This is a genomic window from Flavobacterium sp. AJR (assembly GCF_002156885.1).
GTDB lineage: Bacteria > Bacteroidota > Bacteroidia > Flavobacteriales > Flavobacteriaceae > Flavobacterium.
This window is the reverse complement of sequence record NZ_NCWQ01000058.1, coordinates 1-20,569: the sequence shown is the minus strand read 5'-3', so window position 1 is coordinate 20,569 and position 20,569 is coordinate 1. Positions and strand designations below refer to the sequence as shown.

Genomic DNA, 20,569 nt, shown 5'->3' with positions numbered 1-20,569 from the left:
ACGTTATTGAGAGATAAAATTGATTTTTGGAACGCACTCCTAACTAGGCGGTTACGGGGCGTATTTTGGGTTTTTTGAAAAGTTTAACTGGTTGATTTATAGCTTTGTAAAATTTGTTGTATCTTTGTGGGCAGAAATTTTTGAATGGGACAGCGTTCAAAAGAAAAACAATCTATGATAAAGAAATGGTATTTTTACACAACATTAACCGTTATTATTGGGTTTTTAAGCTCAGGTTTTAAGTCCTTTAATTTAGACACCACTCCTTGGTTTCTTACAGAAAAAACAGATGGAACCGACTACTTACTTCCATCTAAAGAAAAGAAAGATTATCCTGTTTCAGACAGTATCCCTTTCACCGGAAACCACCTAATTGGTTTCAAAGAAGCAATCGCTTTAAGAGAATCTCAAGGCAAATACAGAAAAGTAAATACACTTGGTTACATGGGAAAATATCAATTCGGAACCCAGGCTTTAAGAGCAATTGGAGTACGAAATGATGAAGCGTTCCTAAGAAACCCTGCGTTACAAGAAAAAGCATTTATTGCTTTGTTGTCTAAAAATAAATGGATTTTAAGGAAGGAAATCGAGAAGTATGAAGGAAAGCTTATCAGCGGAATTTATATTACCGAATCAGGAATATTAGCAGCGGCTCATTTAGGAGGTGCTGGGTCTGTTAAAAACTTTTTTAAGAATAATGGACAAAAATATTTCAGAGATGCTTATGGAACGTCTATTAGAAGTTACATGAAGGCTTTTGGAGGTTATAATGTCTCTTCAATCGAAGCAGATAATGATGCCACAGTTCACTCGATATAATTCATTACGAATTAAGAATATAAAAAAACCTGCAAGAGATTGCAGGTTTTTTACTTTTTAGTCAATTAGGATTTCCAGAATTGTAATTGCGGCTTCACTAATTTTTGTTCCAGGTCCAAAAACGGCTACAGCACCAGCATCAAATAAATACTGATAATCTTGTGCTGGTATTACACCACCCACAATAACCATGATATCTTCACGGCCATGTTTTTTTAGTTCTTCTATAACTTGAGGTACAAGTGTTTTATGTCCCGCAGCAAGTGAGGAAACACCAAGAATATGAACGTCATTTTCTACAGCTTGTTTGGCAGCTTCTGCCGGAGTCTGGAAAAGAGGACCTATATCTACATCAAAACCCACATCGGCATAACCAGTGGCAACTACTTTTGCACCCCTGTCATGACCGTCTTGCCCCATTTTGGCAATCATAATTCTTGGGCGACGACCTTCCTGTTTGGCAAAGGTATCGGCCAATTGTTTTGCTTTCTCAAAGCTCTTGTCGTCTTTTATCGCTGCACTGTACACGCCACTAAAGGATTTAATTTGCGCTTTGTATCTTCCGAAAACAGTTTCTAAAGCATCGCTTATTTCGCCTAGAGTAGCACGATTTCTAGCTGCATCAATAGCTATTTCCAGTAAATTACCGTCGCCGGTTTTAGCACAATGAATTAATTTTTCGAGTATTGCTTTTACTTTTTCAGAATCTCTGGTTGCTTTTATATGTTCTAGTTGAGCAACTTGTTGTTTACGCACCATTTGGTTATCAACATCAAGAATCTGTAAAGGATCTTCTTTTTCTAGTCGGTATTTATTAACACCCACAATAATATCTTGTCCGCTGTCTATTCGGGCTTGTTTTCTTGCCGCAGCTTCTTCTATTCGTAATTTAGGAATTCCTGCTTCAATAGCTTTAGTCATTCCGCCTAGCTCTTCAACTTCTTCAATAAGTTTCCAAGCATTGGCAACAATCTCATTTGTTAAGCTCTCTACATAATAACTACCAGCCCAAGGGTCAACGGTTTTGGTTATTTTGGTTTCTTCCTGCAAGAAGATTTGAGTGTTACGAGCAATTCTTGCCGAAAAATCTGTTGGCAATGCAATGGCTTCATCCAAAGCATTTGTATGTAACGATTGTGTTCCGCCAAAAGCAGCTGCTGTAGCCTCAATACAAGTACGAGCCACATTATTAAATGGATCTTGCTCGGTTAAACTCCAGCCACTTGTCTGGCAATGCGTTCTTAATGCAAGAGATTTATCGCTTTTAGGATTAAATTGCTGAACAAGTTTTGCCCAAATCATTCTTCCTGCACGCATTTTGGCAATTTCCATAAAGTGATTCATTCCTATTGCCCAGAAAAAAGACAATCGAGGAGCAAATTCATCTATAGGCATTCCTGTTGCCAATCCGGTTCTAATATACTCTAATCCATCGGCTAGAGTATAAGCCAATTCTATATCGGCAGTGGCACCTGCTTCTTGCATATGATATCCTGAAATTGAGATAGAATTAAATTTCGGCATTTTTTTGCTCGTAAATTCAAAAATATCCGCAATAATTTTCATTGATGGAGTAGGCGGATAAATATAAGTGTTACGCACCATGAACTCTTTCAGGATATCATTTTGAATAGTTCCGGAAAGTTTTACAGGAGGAACACCTTGTTCTTCGGCAGCAACGATATAAAAAGCCATAATTGGTAAAACCGCCCCATTCATTGTCATAGAAACCGACATCTCTTCAAGCGGGATTTGATCAAATAAAACCTTCATGTCTTCGACAGAATCGATAGCAACTCCAGCTTTCCCGACGTCACCAACAACACGCTCGTGATCAGAGTCGTATCCGCGATGCGTAGGTAAATCAAATGCAATTGATAAACCCTTTTGACCTGCAGCAAGATTACGTCTGTAAAAAGCATTACTTTCTTCGGCAGTCGAAAATCCTGCATATTGCCTGATTGTCCAAGGGCGTCTTACATGCATAGTTGCATAAGGACCTCTTAAATTTGGAGCAAATCCTGCTCCAAAATCAAGATGTTCTATATTCTCAATATCTTGTTTTGTATAGGTTGCTTTTAGGTCAATTCCTTCGGCTGTTTCAAAGTAATCAGTTGTTAGTTGTTTATCTTGAGGATTAACACTATCTACCTGTTCGCTTTCAACTTTTAATTTAATATGTTTAAGGTCTTTTCTCAATTGTAAAAAAGGTATTTAAAAGAAGTTTAATTCACTATCTCTGGATGTGTGAAAAATGGATTTTATAACGATACAATTTTCGTAAATTGAATAATGTATGGCATATGGAAAAGTTTTTAAAAATAATATTCTGATATTGTCATATCTAATTTGAAATAGTAATGGGCCTTTTTTAATAATTGCTATACTTTTTTTAAAGGAATCATTAAATCTAATAGCTAATTTTGGATGTATGTTTTTATACCAAAGCAAAGATTCTTTATAATCCTTTTTTGCTTCTTCGATAATTACTATTTTATAGATCATCTTCAATTTCTTTTAAAAAATCATCTATGTCAGTAACATTCGTTGGATTTTTTAAATAATTTTCTGTTCTTTCTCTAACTTGATCAATTTGCCATTGGGGGATTTTATAATTGTCATTTTGTACAGGTAAAATAATTACTTCTACTTCATCTGCTATAAAATCATCGGGTAAAATAACTGTTATAGAATGATTTTTAACCGATATTATTTGTCGAATTGCTTCCATAATTAGTTGTGTTAGATTCAAATATAGCTATTTTAAATCACTTTTATTCAAGTTCTAATCGTTCTTGCTCCAGTTTTTCGGCCAACCGTTTTTCTATTATTGGTGTAATTAATGTCTTTCTTGGTTTTATTTTTACAAAAGGAAAGAGTTCTAAATCATGCTTCATTTTGTCGTCTTTGTTCGGGTACTTATTTGTTCCGAGTAAAACTTCTTTCTTTGTATCAAATAATTCTTGTTCCTTATCGGCGCTTTCCTGAATTTTTCTTTTGATAATTCCTTCGTTTAATAGTTTTAAGAAACCTCCATTGGCTTCGATGTCTTTAAACAAGGTCAATGATTTCTCAGCAAGTTGGTTGGTCAGACTTTCTATATAATAACTTCCGTCAGCTGGATTATTGACTTTGTCAAAATAGCTTTCGTTTTTAAGAATTAATAATTGATTGCGTGCAATTCTGTCCCCAAATTCATTGTCTTTATGGTATAAAGCATCGTATGGTAAATTAGCAATGGCATCTGCACCACCAATTATAGCCGACATACATTCGGTTGTGGTGCGTAGCATGTTTACATTGTAATCATACAAGGTTTTATTTCGCTTTGTGGGCGAAGCAAGTATATGACATTTTAGGTTTGGATTGTATTCGGTTGCTATTAAATTAAAAAGCAATCGTAAGGCACGAAGTTTAGCAATTTCAAAAAAGTAATTGGTTCCTACTGATACTTGTAATACGATCGTTCCGTTTATTGAGGGAATTCGATTAAAATATTCGTTTGCATGTGCTACTGTATATGCAATTTGTTGTACCATATTGGCACCAGCATTTTGATATAAACTTGCATTAATACTTATTAAGGATGCATTTGGAATTTCCTTTGAAAGGATTTCAAGGGTTTCGAAATTGTTTTTTTCTTTGGTTGTAAATGAAAACCAATTGCCCTCTTTTGCCAATTGCCCAAGTGGATCAATATTATAGTAAAAATTTGCTTTTTTCTGTATTGAAATTGCGTTTAGTTTTTTTACGAAATCGATTGAAATAAAATTCAAATTAAAGTAAACATTTCTGTTTTCTAAAGGTAATTTTTCGAATAATTTATCAACGGCAACGGTGTCGTTTTCGATTGTAAAATGCAAACTTTCAGCACCTCTTTTTAGGGAATCTAAAGCCCTTTCAACTGATTTTGAAACGTCATGAACAAAAATGTTCTGACATATTTTAAAATCAGTTGCTTTGGTTGTTACTTCAACGGGCTTGATGTTTTCATCACTATGATAAAATGGTTTTACCTGAATGTCTTCTGGCGAATTCCAAATCAGGGTTTCGTTATAATCGGCACCATCCAATTCAAATTGAATTTTTTGTTTCCATTGTTTGGATGATACTGGACTAAAATTATCGAAAAGGGGAGTAGCCATTTTTATCTTTTTATAATTCTGAATTTATTTTTTTTCGATAGTGTCACCTTCAAACTCGATGATGTAAATATCTTCACTATCTTTTTTCATAAAATACTTTTCCCGTGCATATTTCTCAATTTGCTCTGGGTTTTTAAGTTCTTTTATTTGTTCCTGGTCTTTTTTTATCTCTTCTTGATAATAGGTTTTGTTGTCTTTTAACTCATTTATCTGGTTATCTAGAAAACGATGGTCAAAATAGGAGTAATTATCCAGAAAAACCATCCAGATTATAAAAAACAACAATACCCAAACATACTTGTTGCTCAGGAATTTAAACCAGGATTTATCTTTATATGGATTTGTCATTTTTTATTTTTTAGCCCCGATAAAGCCGATATCCTTTGAGAGGAACGAACAAAGATAAAGGCGAAAGCGGGAATAGCTCCTAATTTTTAATGCAATAAATTTACAATAAAATTATAGAATACGTTGATTAATTACTGCACGAACTACATCTATTGCTACGGTATTGTATTTATCGTTTGGTATGATAATATCAGCAAAAGCCTTTGTTGGTTCGATAAACTGCTCATGCATAGGTTTTAAAGTGTTTTGGTACCGTGTTAAAACCTCGTCTAAGTCACGACCACGTTCTGCGATATCACGCTTTAAACGTCTGATAAGTCTTTCATCAGAATCGGCGTGAACGTATACTTTAATGTCAAAAAGATCTCTTAGTTCTGGATTTGTCAGGATTAAAATCCCTTCTACAATCATTACTTTTCTAGGATGTGTGCTAATTGTATCGTCGGTTCTGTTATGTGTGATAAAAGAATAAACAGGTTGATCGATAGTTTTTCCTTCTTTAAGTTCTTTTAAGTGGGTAACTAATAAATCAAAATCAATCGCACGTGGATGATCAAAATTTATTAAGGCTCTTTCATCAAAAGATAGATTTTTATTTTCTCTGTAGTATGAATCCTGAGAAATCACGCCCACTTCGGCATGGGGTAATTCATTCATGATTTGATGTACTACGGTTGTTTTCCCGCTTCCTGTTCCGCCTGCAATTCCAATGATGAGCATAAAAATATTGTTATAATTTGAAGCCGCAAAAATAACAATTAATACGGATTTGTCATTAGATAAAATTCCTAAAATTCCTTGTAGCTTTTATCTTGTTTTAAAATTTTTCTGATTCAATTTTTAATTGAATAGTTGCCCTTATAATAAGGGGAAAGTTAAACGTAAACTAAGTTTTTTTTGCCACTCCTGATAGCTATCGGGATAAAAGGATTAGAAAGATTATAAAACATTGCGTCTTTTGCGGTTAAACTTTAGGTCACAGATTAATTTTGTTTTTCAATCTTTCTTGATATATAGGGAGTAAAAAAGAAAAGACCTCGATTACTTAGTAATCGAGGTCTTTGGTGCAATCAGTGATTTGTTTAAATACCTGACTTTAGTAAGCACTTATTATTTGTTTTTCTTTGCTTTTATCATCATTTCAAGCTGATCCCAAAGTTCTTCTGGAATTGCTTCTAATAAATTAAATTGTCCAGCTCCTTTTAACCATTCACCACCATCGATAACAATTACTTCACCATTAACATAGGCTGAAAAATCAGAAACTAAATAAGCAGCTAAATTGGCTAATTCCTGGTGATCACCCACGCGTTTTAATGGTACTTTTTTGGCCATGTCAAATTTCTCTGCAAGATCCCCCGGAAGTAATCTGTCCCAAGCACCTTTTGTAGGGAATGGACCTGGAGCGATAGCATTAGTTCGGATTCCGTATTTTGCCCATTCTACAGCAAGACTTCTTGTCATAGCTAGAACTCCAGCTTTTGCAGTAGCACTTGGTACAACATAAGCAGATCCTGTCCAAGCATAAGTAGTTACAATATTTAATACCGTAGCCGATGTTTGTTTGGTATCAATCCAGTGCTTTCCGAAAGCAAGTGTACAGTTTTTAGAACCTTTTAATACAATATCGATAACAGTGTCAAAAGCATTAGCTGATAATCTTTCGGTTGGCGAAATAAAATTCCCAGCAGCATTGTTTAGTAATACATCTACTTTACCAAAAGCTTTTAAAACTTCTTGTAGCATGTTTTCTACTTCTTCGTAATGACGAACATCACATTGCAGTGGTAAACAAGTTCCTCCTGTTAGGCCCTCAAGTTCTGTAGCTGTGTTTTTTAGTTTTTCTAAATCTCTCGACGTTATTGCAACTTTAGCACCTAACTCTAGAAAGTATTTAGTCATGGCTTTTCCTAGTCCGCTTCCTCCGCCGGTTACCACTATTACTTTGCCTTTTAAAGCATCGTCTCTTAACATTTTATCTGTATAACTCATGTTTTTTTAAATTTAAAAGGTAAATATAAGAATTAAATAGTATGCATGCATAATAAATGTGTTAATTTTAGTTTATGCTAAATGCTGCATAATCTTTCGGCAGCTGCCTCGAGTGTAGCATTATCTTTTGCAAAACAAAAACGGATTAGTTTTAAATCTTTTCCGTTGGCATAGAAAGTCGAAATGGGTATTGCAGCAACTCCGTATTCGGTTATTAGTCTTTTGCAGAAAGTTACATCATCTTCGTCGGAGATTGATTTATAGGATGCAACCTGAAAATAAGTTCCTTCGCATGGTTTTAATTCGAATCGACTTTTTTCTAGTAATTTTTTAAAGTAATCTCTTTTTTCCTGATAGAATTTGCCAAGTTTAGTAACGTCAACAATATCTAGATATTCGCTTATTGCAACTTGAGAAATACTGTTTACACTAAAAACCAAAAACTGATGTACTTTCTTGATTTCTATCATTAAATGTTCTGGGGCTACAACGTAACCAATTTTCCATCCTGTAATATGAAATGATTTCCCGAAAGATGAAATCATAATGCAACGGTCTAAAAGTTGCTGACGGGTATGTGCTGAGATATGTTTTTCTTCAAAGGTGATGTACTCATAAACTTCGTCGGATAATACTAATAGGTCTGGGTATTTATCAAGAATCTTCTCTAATCGTACAAAATCTGCTTCCGCTAAAATTTTCCCTGTTGGGTTATGCGGATTGTTAATGATTATCATTCTTGTTTTGGTAGAACAAGCTTTTTCTATGATTTCCCAATTTGGCGTGTAATCATCGTTTAAAGGAACTCTAACTGAATGTGCATTGCATAATAAAACTGGTGCTTCGTAGCAATCATAACTTGGGTCGAGAATAATTACTTCGTCGTTTGCTTTAATTAACGCTTGTATGGTGGTAAAAATACCTTGAGTTGCTCCGGCAGTTACAAGAATTTCGGTTTCTGGTACAACTACTCGTTTATAGGAGTCCAGAATAAGTTTTGCAATTTTGGTCAATAACGGCGGATAACCTGCCATTGGAGTGTATTGGTGTACATTCTCGGTTGCAAGTCGTGCTACAATGCTAGTTAAGCGTTCGTCAACAGGAAAGTTAGGGAATCCTTGCGATAGGTTAATGGCATTGTATTCGTTTGCCATTTTAGACATAACTGTAAAAATACTCGTGCCAATGTGGGGGAGTTTGCTCATAAAAATCTATAATTACTTTTATAAAGATAGCTTTTTTATGATAATTTTAAATTCTTTTTCTGAAACGAATATTTTTCTAAAAAGAGAATCTATAGCTTATTAGTTAACGATTATAGGAAGAGAATAAAGAACTCTAACTTGCTTGTTGTTTTGTATTCCTGGAGTCCATTTAGGAGATGTTTTTAAAACGCGAATAGCTTCAGCGCCGGTTCCATAACCAATATCTCTTAAAATTTTGATATCGCTTAATGAACCATCTTTTTCTATTATAAACGTCACGTATATTTTGCCCTTTAGATTATCTGTTGGGTTTTTATAATTTCGTTTTATAAAACTGTCAAAACCAATTAAGCCTCCGGGAAATTCAGGTTTTACTTCTATACCAGCGGTGTTATAAATTAGATAATCATCGTTAGGAATAGTTCCTTGTGGGGGAATTGTATCATCGATACTTATAGTAAGTGATGCGTCTATGGTAAGTTTATCACCTTCTTTTATTGTTTGAGAAAATGTATTTTGCACAAAGCAAATCAAAATCAGTAATAGAAACTTCTTCATAGATGATGGTTTTAAGGTTTGATTACATTTTATGGATAATGAAAATCGTAGGTCGATTGTGCAAATCTACTTTAATTTTTTTCCAATCAGAAATGCGCATTGTTTTTATAAACTCAGTTGGTAAAGTAATATCTGTAGCAATACAAAGATGTGTTGCGGGATTTAAGATTTGTAAAATATCTTCGACTAGTTTATTATTTCTGTACGGAGTTTCGATAAAAATTTGAGATTGGTTTTTATCCTGAGATAATTTCTCAAAATGTTTCAATGCCGATTTTTTTTCGTCTTTGTCTATTGGTAAATACCCATTAAAAGTAAAACTTTGACCGTTCATTCCAGAAGCCATCATAGCTAATAAAATAGAAGAAGGTCCAACAAGTGGTACTACCTGAATTCCTTTTTCGTGTGCTAATTTTACAATTGCAGCACCAGGATCAGCAACGCCAGGACAACCTGCTTCGCTCATTAATCCCACATTTTTCCCTTCTAATAAAGGTTTTATGAAGTCTAAATGCTCGCTATTTTCAGTACGTTTATTTAGTGTGAAAAGAATAAGTTCAGATTGTTTTTTTTCGGGAGAAACGGCTTTAATAGATTTTCTTGCTGTTTTCTCGTTTTCTACAATATAATGGTCTATAAAATCAATACTTCTCTTTATTGTTTGTGGTAAAACATCCATTGGGTCGCTTTCGCCTAAGGTTGTCGGAATCAAATAAAGTTTTCCTAATAAAGAAGTTGATTTCATGTGTTTGATTTTTTAATTTATTAAGACAGATTTCGGTTATTGATGTTTGGCTATTAGTTTTTTAGCAATCACTTCGGCAGCTTCGTCCAGCATTTGATAAACTGAGTTAAAGCCGTTTGGTAGGCCATAATAGGGATCGGGAACATCAACATTTTCTGCGGGAAATAATTCGTTTAGAATAAGTTGTACTTTATCTTTTTGCTGTTGATTTTTTGTCAATGCAATAACGTTATTATAGTTGGAATTGTCCATGACGTAGATATAATCGAAGGTATCAAAATCGGAAGTTTTGAATTGTCTTCCTTTTTGATTTGAAATGTTTAAGCCGTTTTTTTGTGCTACTGCGATTGAGCGTTGGTCAGGGTTACGACCAACATACCAACCGCCCGTTCCTGCCGAATCAACTAAAAAAGTGTCTTTAGGTAATTTTGAAGCTAAAATGCCTTCTGCTAATGGTGATCTGCAAATGTTACCCAAGCAGACCATTAAAATTTTTACGGGCATGGTTCGCGTTTATAGCGTTAATTTTTTATTGATGTCTTCGACAAATTTCTTGAATTGTTTGTCTGTAGAGACTAAATTGTCAACTGTTTTACAAGCGTGTAATACGGTTGCGTGATCACGATCACCAATTTGTGAGCCAATATTTGCTAAAGATGCTTTAGTGAATTTCTTTGCAAAAAACATAGCCAATTGTCTTGCCTGAACAACATGCCTCTTTCTAGTTTTAGATTGAAGTGTTTCGATATCCAGTTGGAAATAATCGGATACAATTTTTTGGATGTAATCGATAGAAATTTCTCTTTTTACATTTTTAACGAATTTTTCGACTACGCTTTTAGCCAATTCAATCGTTACTTCTTTTTTGTTGAAAGAAGATTGTGCAATCAACGAAATAATTGCTCCTTCTAGTTCACGTACATTCGATTTAATGTTGCGTGCTACATATTCGATAATATCTTCTGGAATTTCAACTCCGTCACGATATAAAATATTTTTTAAGATAGAAATTCTTGTTTCGTAATCTGGCTGATGTAACTCGGCAGATAATCCCCATTTAAAACGTGATAATAAACGTTGTTCAATGTCTTGCATGTCAACAGGAGCTTTGTCAGAAGTCAAAATTACCTGTTTTCCGTTTTGATGTAAATAATTAAAAATATGGAAGAAAACGTCTTGCGTACCTGATTTTCCAGATAGGAACTGAACGTCGTCAATAATTAAAACATCGATTAACTGGTAAAAGTGAATGAAATCATTACGATTATTCTTTTTTACCGAGTCAATATATTGTTGTGTGAAAATTTCGGCAGAAATATATAAAACCGTTTTTTCTGGGTATTTGTCTTTTACTTCAACTCCAATTGCGTGAGCTAAGTGTGTTTTTCCTAAACCAACTCCACCAAAAATCAATAACGGATTAAATGATGTTCCTCCAGGTTTATTGGCAACAGCCATACCTGCAGAACGAGCTAAACGATTTGAGTCTCCTTCAAGGAAATTGTCAAAACTATAGTTCGGGTTTAATTGAGACTCGATTTTTAAATTACGTATTCCTGGAATTACAAATGGGTTTTTTAATTCAGGATTTAAGTTTTTAAACGGAGCATCAACATCTTGAGGTTTCATAGGTCCTCTATTGGCACTTGGCAATTGTTCCGTAAACGGTTGTTTGTTGCCATAAGTGTTTTCCATTTTGATTTTATAGAGTAACTTTGCATTTTTTCCGAGTTCCTTGGTAAGAGCAACTTTTAGTAATTTTACATAGTGCTCTTCTAACCATTCGTAGAAAAATTTACTTGGAACTTGAATGTATAATGCGTTGTCGGTTAGCTCAACTGATTTGATTGGCTCAAACCAAGTTTTGTACGCTTGATCTTGAATGTTGTCTTTTATAAAAGACAAACAGTTTTCCCATACCGATTGTGCAGTTTTAGTCATAGATTCAAATAAATTATGTGTATTGATAATATTACTCTTATAAAAACGAGGTTGAATAATTGTCATTTTTCAAGATAACAAATATGTGAACAAATTTCGTTAAAAAAAAATATTTCGGGTGGTAATTATCTAAAATATTGTTGTAAGGCGAGGTTTAAAAATTAAATTTTTTTAATAAATAAATAATGAAAAATCATCAAACTCAAGTGCGTGTTCGTTACTCAGAAACGGATCAAATGGGAGTCGTTTATCATGGAAATTATATTCCTTATTTTGAAATTGGACGAGTGGAATGGCTTAGAAACAAAGGGGTTTCGTATAAAAGCATGGAAGAAAGCGGGATCGCTTTGCCAATTGTTTCCATGAATATTAATTATAAAAAATCGGCACGATATGATGAGTTGTTAACGGTGCATACAACATTTAAAAGTCAGTCATCTGTCAAGATAGAATTTGATTGCGAGATTTATAACGAGTCAAATGAGTTATTAACAACTGCTGTCTTTATTTTGGTTTTTGTGTCCTTAAAAACGGGTCGTCCAACAGCCCCTCCAAGCTATATTTTGGAGCTTCTTAAAAAGATTGAATAATTGCTAAAATTTACCATAAATGAAAATGATTTTAGCATAATTTTATTCCTATTTCAAACATTGAATCAAAAATGTCGAATATCATTTCGGCATTTTTTTTGCGAATTTGGATCGTTATTTTGCCAATTGGGAGTCCAGAATCTTCGTCGATTTCCATTTCTTGTGAGACAATCTCCAATCTTTTTTCTTTGATAACTCGCATTACTTTATTCATGTTTTTATAATCAAAAGAGATTAAAAACTGTACATCAATGGTTTTCTCGACAATTTCGCAAACTTCTAATGCCATTTGTGCAGTTGTTCTGTAAGCGGCTATTAATCCTCCTACGCCTAATTTAATCCCTCCATATATACGTACAACAACAATAAGAACGTTTGTCACGCTAAAAGATTGTATTTGTCCGTAAATGGGCATTCCTGCTGTATTGCTCGGTTCTCCATCATCGTTGGCTCTGTAGCTTACGGTAGGTTCGATGCCTAATTGATAGGCGTAACAATAATGTACAGCACTTGGGTGTTGCTTTTTTAGGGCTTCGATTATAGGTTTTACTTCTTCTTCGGATGTAATAGGATAAGCATAGCCAAAAAATTTGCTGCTTTTTTCTTTATACAGTACTTCTTCCGATGGGAATGCTATCGTTTGATAGGTATCTTTAATTTCCAAGATTGTTTTCTAAATTATTTTTTTATCAAATAAATCTACGACATCTTCTTTTCCTACTTGTAAGTTCCATACCTGAAGACCAAGTTCGGCAGCAGCATTGGTGTTTTCGATTTTGTCGTCTACAAACAAAGTTCGTTTTGGGGATAACTCGTGTTTGTTTATTATATAGGTATAAGCTTCGTGATTCGGTTTTCTCATTCCGATTTCGAATGAAAAGTAAACTTTTTCAAAGCATTGGTAGAAATCACTATAAAATGATACTCCTGTTTTATGTTCGAATGTTTTAATATGAATAGAGTCGGTGTTGCTTAATAAGAACAATCTGTATTTCTCAGAAAGCATCTGAAGAAACTCTAATCGGTATAATGGAAAATCTAGCAGAACAGCATTCCAGGCATTCAGAATTTCTTTTGCAGATGCATTAGGAATCTCTTTTTGAAATCCTGATATAAATTCTTCGGGAGTAATGTTACCAGTTTCGAATTTAATATTTAATTGATCTAGATTATTATTCCATTCAGTCAGGCCAAGTTTTTTTAGTCCATCAATTGTAGCTTGTTTGTCTAAGTTGATGAATATATCTCCAAAATCAAAAATAATAGTATCAATCATGGTTTCTAACTTGTATTAATTCGTCTTTACCAATGTAGGTTTTTTTATTTTTTATGCCAGCAATTATAGGGGCTTTAGTACCTTTTGTAAAGTAGGTGTTTCCAATAAAAAAACGTCCTTCATCCCATAGGTTAGTATCGATAAAGGATTGTAAAGTTTGCAATCCGCCTTCGATAATAATTGATTGAATTTGATGTTGGTATAAAACTGCAAGTATTTGCGGGATTATATTTTCTTTAAAATCAATTACTTCAAAGATAAGGTTTTCTTTTTCAATGGCAATTTTGGATTTTGTAAATACAATAGTTTTAACATCATTGCTAAAAATATGACTGTCTTGAGGAATGCGATTGTTTTGATCCAGAACAACGCGCACAGGATTATTACCAGCCCAATCACGAGTATTTAATTTAGGATTGTCGTCAATAACAGTTTGTGTTCCTACCAGGATAGCTTGTTCTTCGCTTCGCCATTTATGTACCAATTGTCGTGAATAGGCATTGGTAATCCAGATTGGTTCTCTTTTTATAATTGTATCGTTCTCTTTTTCTGGAGTAAGAAATCCATCTTTAGATTCTGCCCATTTTAAGATTATATAAGGTCTTTTTTGTTGATGAAATGTAAAAAAGCGTTTGTTTAGTTCGTTGCATTCCTCTTCAAGGACTCCAATGGTAACTTTTTTTCCCGCTTCAAGGAGTTTTTTAATTCCTTTGCCGGCAACTTTTTCGTTTGGATCTACAGTCCCAACAACTACATTTGGAATTTCGTTTGCAATAATTAAGTCGCAACAAGGTGGTGTTTTACCAAAATGACTGCATGGTTCTAAACTTACGTAAATAGTTGCTTTTTTGAGCAATGATTTATCTTTTACTGAGTTTACAGCATTTACTTCGGCATGAGGCTCGCCTGCTTTTTTATGCCAGCCTTCTCCTATAATAGTATCATTATAAACGATTACGCTACCAACCATTGGGTTTGGATATGTAGTTCCTAAGCCATTTTTGGCAAGTTGTATGCAGCGTTTTATGTATTTTTCATGTATATTCACAATGCAAAAGTAGTTATTTTTGAGTTTATGATTTAGTTTTGAATCTATCTAAAATAACAATAAAGTATATTTACTTTTGTACATTGTATAAGACAGAATAAGAAGAAATGGAAAATTGGATTATCAGAAAAATAACGAAAGAAGACAATCAGGCTGTGGCACAATTGATAAGAGCCGTTTTTGATGAGTTGAATATCCCGAAAGTAGGAACTGCATACGAAGATCCGTATTTAGATTTTATGTTTGAAGAATATAATAAGTCTAAAGCGGTTTATTTTGTAGTCGAAAATAATGATAAAATTGTGGGTTGTGCCGGAATTGCTCCGTTGGAGAACGAAGCGCCAACAATTTGTGAATTGCAAAAAATGTACTTTTTACCAGAAACTCGTGGTTTGGGAATAGGAAGTAAAATGATGGAAAAATGTTTGGAGAGTGCTAAGGATTTTGGTTTTGAGAATTGTTATATCGAAACGATGCCTTTTATGCATGCTGCTCAAAAATTATATAAAAAATCAGGTTTTGAATATCTTGATGCGCCAATGGGATGCACGGGTCATACTTCATGCCCAGTTTGGATGTTGAAAAAGTTATAAGTTTATGAAAAAAATTATTGTTGGAATTGTTTTGGTTTCAATTCTGTTTTCTTGTAAAGATGCTAAAGAAACGAAAACAGAAAAAATTATTGGAGTTAGTAAAAAAACTATTGTAAAAGATTCTGTTCAGGAAAAAGAAGTAGTTTCGGAGGAGGAGTTTAAAAATGACTTTGATATTTTGCTTGCGCGAAGTTATAGAAGTTATGGAGAAGAAAATCCTGCTGTTGCTTTAACTAAAAAGTGGATTGATTTATATGAGCAGAATGGGGAATATTATTTAGGAAAAGCAGATTTTAAAATAGAAAAGGGATTTGATGAATGTTCGGGAGATTCCTTAGTGTCTATTCTTGCTAAAAATAAATCAATCATTTTTATGGATTTACCTGATTTGAAATTGGGAAAAATAAAGTCTTTAAAGATTGAGGAAGATAAAATTTGGCCAGACGAAAAAGTAACTTTTGTCTTTAATAATGTTAATTATACTTTGCGTGGGGAAGGTAAAGTTCTTTCTTCGGAAATGGTTTCTACAGATGATAATACAGAAGAAGTTTTTAAGAAGGTCGAAAATTATAAGCTTTATCTGTCTACAGGAAATACTGCTGAAAAATTGCTTTTATCGGAAGAGTCGTTTAATGATACTTTTGTTAAGTTGATTTTTGCAGGAGATATTGATAACGATGGGAAATTAGATTTTGTTTTTAGTGCAAATAGACATTATGAAGAGGAGCGGGTGATTCTGTTTCTTTCGAGTAAAGCTAAAAGTGGTGAGACGATGAAGAGGGTTTCTGAAATTGCAGTAGGATTTGATTGCTAATTAAACCTACTTTTTAACAACAAGTATAAAATGAAAATAAAACAATACAGAACGCAATTTATTCAAGAGCTTTCGGGAATTTATGATGTTCTGGAAGTGGAGAGTTTCTTCTATTTAATTCTGGAAGAGAAACGAAATCTCAAACAAATAGATTTGGCTTTAAACCCAGATTTGTCTTTTTCGGACGAAGAAATTGCAGATTGGAGTATTCTTGTAACTGAATTAAAAAAGGAAATCCCGATACAATATTTGTTAGGGAAAACGAATTTTTACGGATTAGATTTTGAGGTAAACTCAAACGTTTTGATTCCGCGACCTGAAACCGAAGAATTGGTTGAGTGGATTATTAAAGAGGATTTAAAGGTTGGGAAATCCAAAAACTTAAAAATTCTGGATATAGGTACAGGAAGTGGTTGTGTTGCTATTTCGCTGGCAAAAAATATTTCTCATGCTCAGGTTTTTGCAATTGATGTCTCGGAGAATGCTTTGGCTACTGCCAAAAGAAATGCTGAGACCAATGGGGTTTCGGTTACTTTTTTGCTTCAGAATATTCTGGAAACTGAAGATTTAATGCAGGAGTTTGATGTCATTGTTTCGAATCCACCTTATGTAAGGAATCTTGAAAAAGAGGAAATCAAGAAGAATGTATTAGATTATGAACCGCATTTGGCACTTTTTGTTGCCGATAACAATGCACTTATTTTTTACAGAAAAATAGCTGAACTAGCGCAAAAGAATCTGAAAAAAAACGGCAGCCTTTATTTTGAAATCAATCAGTATTTAGGAAAGGAAACAGTTGAATTACTTGAGGATTTGGGTTTTAAAAACATCGAATTGCGTAAAGATATTTACGATAATGACAGGATGATTTTTTGTGTGAAATAAGTTTTTTCGATAATAAGTTTTTTTTTGTAAAAGGGAAATGAGGGTTTCCTGCAAGGTTTTTTTAACCTTGTAGGTGTCTAGTTGTCAGGATTTGTTTCTAAGGCAAGAAACATAGGTTAGGTGTTTTTGCTATTTTTATTTAAAATTTAAGGTATTTTATTTATAGCTCACGGTTTCAACCGTGTGATACGGATAGTGATGGTGTATTGCGCTCCGGTTGAAACCGTTGGCAGTGTTTTGTAATGTGCTGTTTGTATCTATAATCCGTTTAGAGTCATTAATTATACTATCGTTTGAGTTTTCTTGAATTAAAAAGATGAGATTGTGCCTATTTCTATAAAAAAACCTTGCAGTTTGACAACGTGACTTGAAAATGTAAGTTGTAAAATAGCCCCGATTGTCCCGAAGCTTCGGGAGAAATCCTTTTATCTTGATTTTTCTCAAGATAAAAGATTGGAACGTAAAGCGGGACAGTTCGTGTTATGTAACAATTATGTTGCGCTCCAGCAAACTTTCTTTTGGTAAAATGAAATACGTAAAATGTAGCTGTTATACTGAGGCTGAAAACTGCGACTGAATACTATTCATAGCGTAAAGCTTCGATAGGGTCGAGTTGGGACGCTTTTATTGCAGGGTATAATCCTGACACAATTGCGACTGTAAAGCTGGTGCCGAATGCAGCGAAAATTGCTCCCCATGGAATTACAAATACGAATTTCATTGCTGTTGCAAAGGCTAGGCCAACTAAAATTCCGAGAATAATTCCGATTAAACCGCCTAATTGTCCAATAAGTAGGGTTTCGATAAAGAATTGTACAGCAATAGTTGTTTTTTTAGCTCCGAGAGCTTTGCGAACACCGATTTCTCGGGTACGCTCTGTTACCGATACAATCATGATATTCATTAAAGCTATAGAGGAACCTAAGATAGTAATGACGCTTATAATCCATGCTGCCCAACCAAGGTATTGTGTGATTCCTAAGATGCGATTAATAAGGTCGTCACTGCGTACTACACCAAAATTATTATCACGTATAGGGCTTAATTTTCGCACACGACGCATGGTGCTTGTTGCATTATCAATGTCTTGATCCAATAATTCTTTTTTGGAAACCATTACACTTATCGTATAGTTTATGTTTGGTGCTGTAAATAAGGAACGTGCTACCTGAATAGGAATTAATACTCGTAAATCCTGACTGTTCCCGAATGTGGATCCTTTTTCTTTAAGTACGCCAATAACTTTAAAGCGTGCGCCACGGATAGAAATGATTTTATCGATTGGGTTTACATCTTTTAATAATCCTTTCATAAAATCGGAACCTAATATACATACATAGGTATTGTTCTCGATGTCGAACTGATTAAATGTTCTGCCAATGCTGGTTTCAAGACCAGAATTACCAATAAAATGTTCGTCGACTCCAAGTACTTTAATTTCGGGATCGGTTTTGGTGCCAAGATATTTTACTTCGGCTGTAGATGTTGCTGTAAATGAAAGCGATGTTTCGGTAAATGGATATCTGTATTTATTCTTGAATGCAACGGCTTCGGGATAAGAAATAATAGGATTTATGATTTCTCTTTCGTTACCGCCACGGTTTCGAACTTCGTTTTCGTATTGGTTTATATTAAAGGTATTTGCTCCCATAGAAGCAAAATCGGTAGAAATAGTGTTCTCTAATGCCGAAACTACAGTTAAAATCCCAACTAAAGCAGTGATGCCTATTGCAATAATTAAAACGGTAAGGATGGTACGTAATAATTGTGTTCGAATGGAACCAAATGCAATCCGGATATTTTCTTTGAATAATTTTAGCATCATACTAGTTTGTCACGAAAATACAATTTTTGTTACAAGTTTGTTTTAGAAGAGTCATTATTTATTTTAAAAAGTGAGATATTTGCACTCGATTAGAATTTAAGATTTCGAAAGTAAATCTAAAGTCTAAAATCAGCAATCTAAAATATCAAAGAGAAATGGCTTCGAAACCAAGTATTCCACAAGGAACAAGAGATTTTTCGCCTGCAGAGGTGTCAAAACGTCAATATATTATTCAAACCATAAAAAATAATTTTGAGAAGTTTGGTTTTCAACCTATTGAAACACCATCTTTTGAAAATTCCGATACTTTAATGGGGAAATATGGTGAAGAAGGTGACCGTTTGATTTTTAAAATATTGAACTCAGGTAATTTTTTCTTCAATAAAAGCAAAATTGAATTACCAGAATCTATAGAATCTCTACAGGTTAATTCTGCTGAAAAAATTGAGATCAATGAAAGAATTGAGTTGAATAAATTTACAAGCAGAATTTCTGAAAAGGCATTGCGTTACGACTTAACAGTCCCGTTTGCAAGATATGTAGTGCAGCACCAAAACGAAATTGAATTTCCTTTTAAAAGATACCAAATTCAACCAGTTTGGAGAGCTGACAGACCTCAAAGAGGACGTTATAGAGAGTTTTTTCAATGTGATGCCGATGTGGTTGGTTCTAAATCATTATGGCAAGAAGTGGAGTTGGTACAATTATATGATACTGTTTTTACCTCTTTAGGTTTAAGTGGTGTAACTATAAAAATAAACAACCGAAAAATATTATCTGGAATTGCTGAGGTTATTGGCGCTTCGGATAAATTAATTGATTTTACGGTTGCGCTGGATAAGCTTGATAAAATAGGCGAAGATGGTGTGAAGAAAGAAATGATGGAGAAAGGAATTTCGGAAGAAGCGCTTGTAAAAGTGCAGCCATTATTTAGTTTTACAGGAACGATCTCAGATAAAATTAATCAGCTTTCAGTTTTATTAGCTTCTTCTGAAGAAGGGATGAAAGGGGTAGAGGAGTTGCGTTTTATTTGTGACAATGTGTCTAACTTAGGATTGTCTACAGCAATTTTAGATTTGGATGTTACACTTGCTCGTGGACTGAATTATTATACAGGAGCAATTTTTGAAATAGCTCCGCCTAAAACTGTTGCCATGGGTTCTATTGGTGGTGGCGGAAGATACGACGATTTAACTGGTGTTTTTGGATTGAAAAACATGAGTGGTGTTGGAATCTCTTTCGGATTAGATCGTATTTATTTAGTGCTTGAGGAATTGCAATTGTTTCCTGATACGGTTACGGCAACTTCTAAAGCTTTGTTTATAAACTACGGTGATAAAGAGGCTTTTTATGCGCTTAAAGCGATTCAGGAATTAAGAAAAGAAAATATAAAAGTAGAGTTGTATCCAGATAATGTAAAGGTAGGAAAGCAGTTTCAGTATGCTGATAAACGTATGATTCCTTTTGCTGTTATTGCTGGTGAACAAGAAATAGAATCTAATTCGTATTCGCTTAAAAACTTACTAACGGGCGAACAAGTTTCGGTTGATTTAGAAGGGTTGAAAGCTGCTTTATTAGTATAAGGGTTTAACCGCAAAGTGCGCTAAGATTTAATTTTACTCACGCATAGAAAACGCAAAGTTCGCAAAGCTAGATCAACACAAAGCTTTGCGGACTTTGTGTTTTTTGTAAAATCATATTTTTAAAAATCTTGGCGACCTTTGCGGTTATTTCACAAAGAGATTAGGTTTTTTTAGATTGTCTATAGAGGAACGCGGATTAAAC

At 34.1% G+C, this 20,569-nt stretch carries 22 protein-coding genes; 6 read left to right on the top strand and 16 right to left on the bottom strand.

The window, feature by feature from the left end; translation table 11 throughout:
* The first annotated feature begins 174 nt into the window (after window positions 1–174).
* Window positions 175–819, top strand: a complete 645-nt coding sequence (locus B8T70_RS15495) for a peptidoglycan-binding protein LysM (protein WP_086895416.1) — start codon at window positions 175–177, stop codon at window positions 817–819.
* Between the two features lie 57 nt (window positions 820–876).
* Here B8T70_RS15495 and scpA read toward each other — a convergent pair whose 3' ends face one another.
* The 12 genes from scpA to dnaA all read right to left on the bottom strand — a co-directional run bounded on the left by scpA (window position 877) and on the right by dnaA (window position 11,753).
* Entirely contained in the window at window positions 877–3,018 is a 2,142-nt protein-coding gene (gene scpA, locus B8T70_RS15490; protein WP_165763222.1) for a methylmalonyl-CoA mutase, read from the bottom strand.
* 15 nt (window positions 3,019–3,033) lie between these two features.
* Window positions 3,034–3,324 carry a type II toxin-antitoxin system RelE/ParE family toxin gene (locus B8T70_RS15485; protein ID WP_086895412.1) on the bottom strand — a complete coding sequence of 97 codons (291 nt, stop codon included), beginning with the start codon at window positions 3,322–3,324 and terminating at the stop codon, window positions 3,034–3,036.
* Window positions 3,314–3,550: a hypothetical protein gene (locus tag B8T70_RS15480; RefSeq protein WP_039111335.1), complete on the bottom strand. Its 237-nt coding sequence runs from the start codon at window positions 3,548–3,550 to the stop codon at window positions 3,314–3,316. The genes B8T70_RS15485 and B8T70_RS15480 overlap by 11 nt, the downstream gene beginning before the upstream one ends.
* A 43-nt stretch (window positions 3,551–3,593) precedes the next feature.
* Window positions 3,594–4,964 carry a methylmalonyl-CoA mutase subunit beta gene (locus B8T70_RS15475; protein WP_086895411.1) on the bottom strand — a complete coding sequence of 457 codons (1,371 nt, stop codon included), beginning with the start codon at window positions 4,962–4,964 and terminating at the stop codon, window positions 3,594–3,596.
* A 24-nt stretch (window positions 4,965–4,988) separates the two neighbouring features.
* On the bottom strand, window positions 4,989–5,312 hold the full coding sequence (locus B8T70_RS15470) for a septum formation initiator family protein (RefSeq protein ID WP_039111330.1): 324 nt from the start codon (window positions 5,310–5,312) through the stop codon (window positions 4,989–4,991).
* 111 nt (window positions 5,313–5,423) lie between these two features.
* The gene (gene udk, locus B8T70_RS15465) at window positions 5,424–6,032 is read right to left on the bottom strand and encodes a uridine kinase (RefSeq protein WP_039111328.1); all 609 of its coding nucleotides are present in this window, start codon (window positions 6,030–6,032) and stop codon (window positions 5,424–5,426) included.
* Window positions 6,033–6,422: 390 nt separating this feature from the next.
* Complete coding sequence (locus tag B8T70_RS15460; RefSeq protein ID WP_039111326.1) at window positions 6,423–7,304, bottom strand: SDR family oxidoreductase; 882 nt, start codon at window positions 7,302–7,304, stop codon at window positions 6,423–6,425.
* 77 nt (window positions 7,305–7,381) lie between these two features.
* Window positions 7,382–8,509, bottom strand: a complete 1,128-nt coding sequence (locus B8T70_RS15455; protein ID WP_086895410.1) for a methionine aminotransferase — start codon at window positions 8,507–8,509, stop codon at window positions 7,382–7,384.
* 99 nt (window positions 8,510–8,608) lie between these two features.
* A complete protein-coding gene (locus B8T70_RS15450) occupies window positions 8,609–9,067 on the bottom strand; it encodes an energy transducer TonB (RefSeq protein ID WP_086895409.1) in 459 nt (152 codons plus the stop codon).
* A 22-nt stretch (window positions 9,068–9,089) separates the two neighbouring features.
* Window positions 9,090–9,812 (bottom strand): SAM-dependent methyltransferase, encoded by a 723-nt coding sequence (locus B8T70_RS15445; RefSeq protein WP_086895408.1) that lies wholly within the window; start codon window positions 9,810–9,812, stop codon window positions 9,090–9,092.
* A gap of 36 nt (window positions 9,813–9,848) precedes the next feature.
* The gene (locus B8T70_RS15440; RefSeq protein WP_086895407.1) at window positions 9,849–10,316 is read right to left on the bottom strand and encodes a low molecular weight protein-tyrosine-phosphatase; all 468 of its coding nucleotides are present in this window, start codon (window positions 10,314–10,316) and stop codon (window positions 9,849–9,851) included.
* 9 nt (window positions 10,317–10,325) lie between these two features.
* Window positions 10,326–11,753, bottom strand: coding sequence for a chromosomal replication initiator protein DnaA (dnaA, locus tag B8T70_RS15435; RefSeq protein ID WP_039111581.1), 1,428 nt, complete (start codon window positions 11,751–11,753; stop codon window positions 10,326–10,328).
* A 185-nt stretch (window positions 11,754–11,938) separates the two neighbouring features.
* Between dnaA and B8T70_RS15430 the strand changes: the two genes are divergently transcribed.
* On the top strand, window positions 11,939–12,343 hold the full coding sequence (locus B8T70_RS15430) for a thioesterase family protein (protein WP_039111317.1): 405 nt from the start codon (window positions 11,939–11,941) through the stop codon (window positions 12,341–12,343).
* Between the two features lie 31 nt (window positions 12,344–12,374).
* Here B8T70_RS15430 and B8T70_RS15425 read toward each other — a convergent pair whose 3' ends face one another.
* Genes B8T70_RS15425 through ribD form a run of 3 tightly spaced genes read right to left on the bottom strand, consistent with a single transcriptional unit; the run spans window position 12,375 to window position 14,667 of the window.
* A complete protein-coding gene (locus B8T70_RS15425) occupies window positions 12,375–13,007 on the bottom strand; it encodes a YigZ family protein (RefSeq protein WP_039111310.1) in 633 nt (210 codons plus the stop codon).
* A gap of 9 nt (window positions 13,008–13,016) precedes the next feature.
* Window positions 13,017–13,619, bottom strand: a complete 603-nt coding sequence (locus tag B8T70_RS15420; RefSeq protein ID WP_039120445.1) for an HAD family phosphatase — start codon at window positions 13,617–13,619, stop codon at window positions 13,017–13,019.
* Complete coding sequence (gene ribD / locus B8T70_RS15415) at window positions 13,612–14,667, bottom strand: bifunctional diaminohydroxyphosphoribosylaminopyrimidine deaminase/5-amino-6-(5-phosphoribosylamino)uracil reductase RibD (RefSeq protein ID WP_086895406.1); 1,056 nt, start codon at window positions 14,665–14,667, stop codon at window positions 13,612–13,614. The genes B8T70_RS15420 and ribD overlap by 8 nt, the downstream gene beginning before the upstream one ends.
* 107 nt (window positions 14,668–14,774) lie before the next feature.
* Here ribD and B8T70_RS15410 point away from each other — a divergent pair, with 107 nt between their 5' ends.
* From B8T70_RS15410 to prmC, 3 genes are read left to right on the top strand one after another with little or no spacing between them, the layout of a single operon-like run.
* Window positions 14,775–15,260 (top strand): GNAT family N-acetyltransferase, encoded by a 486-nt coding sequence (locus tag B8T70_RS15410; RefSeq protein ID WP_086895405.1) that lies wholly within the window; start codon window positions 14,775–14,777, stop codon window positions 15,258–15,260.
* Window positions 15,261–15,264: 4 nt separating this feature from the next.
* The gene (locus tag B8T70_RS15405; RefSeq protein ID WP_086895404.1) at window positions 15,265–16,074 is read left to right on the top strand and encodes a hypothetical protein; all 810 of its coding nucleotides are present in this window, start codon (window positions 15,265–15,267) and stop codon (window positions 16,072–16,074) included.
* A gap of 30 nt (window positions 16,075–16,104) precedes the next feature.
* On the top strand, window positions 16,105–16,959 hold the full coding sequence (gene prmC / locus B8T70_RS15400; RefSeq protein ID WP_086895403.1) for a peptide chain release factor N(5)-glutamine methyltransferase: 855 nt from the start codon (window positions 16,105–16,107) through the stop codon (window positions 16,957–16,959).
* Between the two features lie 580 nt (window positions 16,960–17,539).
* Here prmC and B8T70_RS15395 read toward each other — a convergent pair.
* Window positions 17,540–18,784, bottom strand: a complete 1,245-nt coding sequence (locus tag B8T70_RS15395) for an ABC transporter permease (RefSeq protein ID WP_165763221.1) — start codon at window positions 18,782–18,784, stop codon at window positions 17,540–17,542.
* 155 nt (window positions 18,785–18,939) lie between these two features.
* Between B8T70_RS15395 and hisS the strand changes: the two genes are divergently transcribed.
* Window positions 18,940–20,367, top strand: a complete 1,428-nt coding sequence (hisS, locus tag B8T70_RS15390) for a histidine--tRNA ligase (protein ID WP_086895402.1) — start codon at window positions 18,940–18,942, stop codon at window positions 20,365–20,367.
* The last annotated feature ends 202 nt before the right edge of the window (window positions 20,368–20,569 follow it).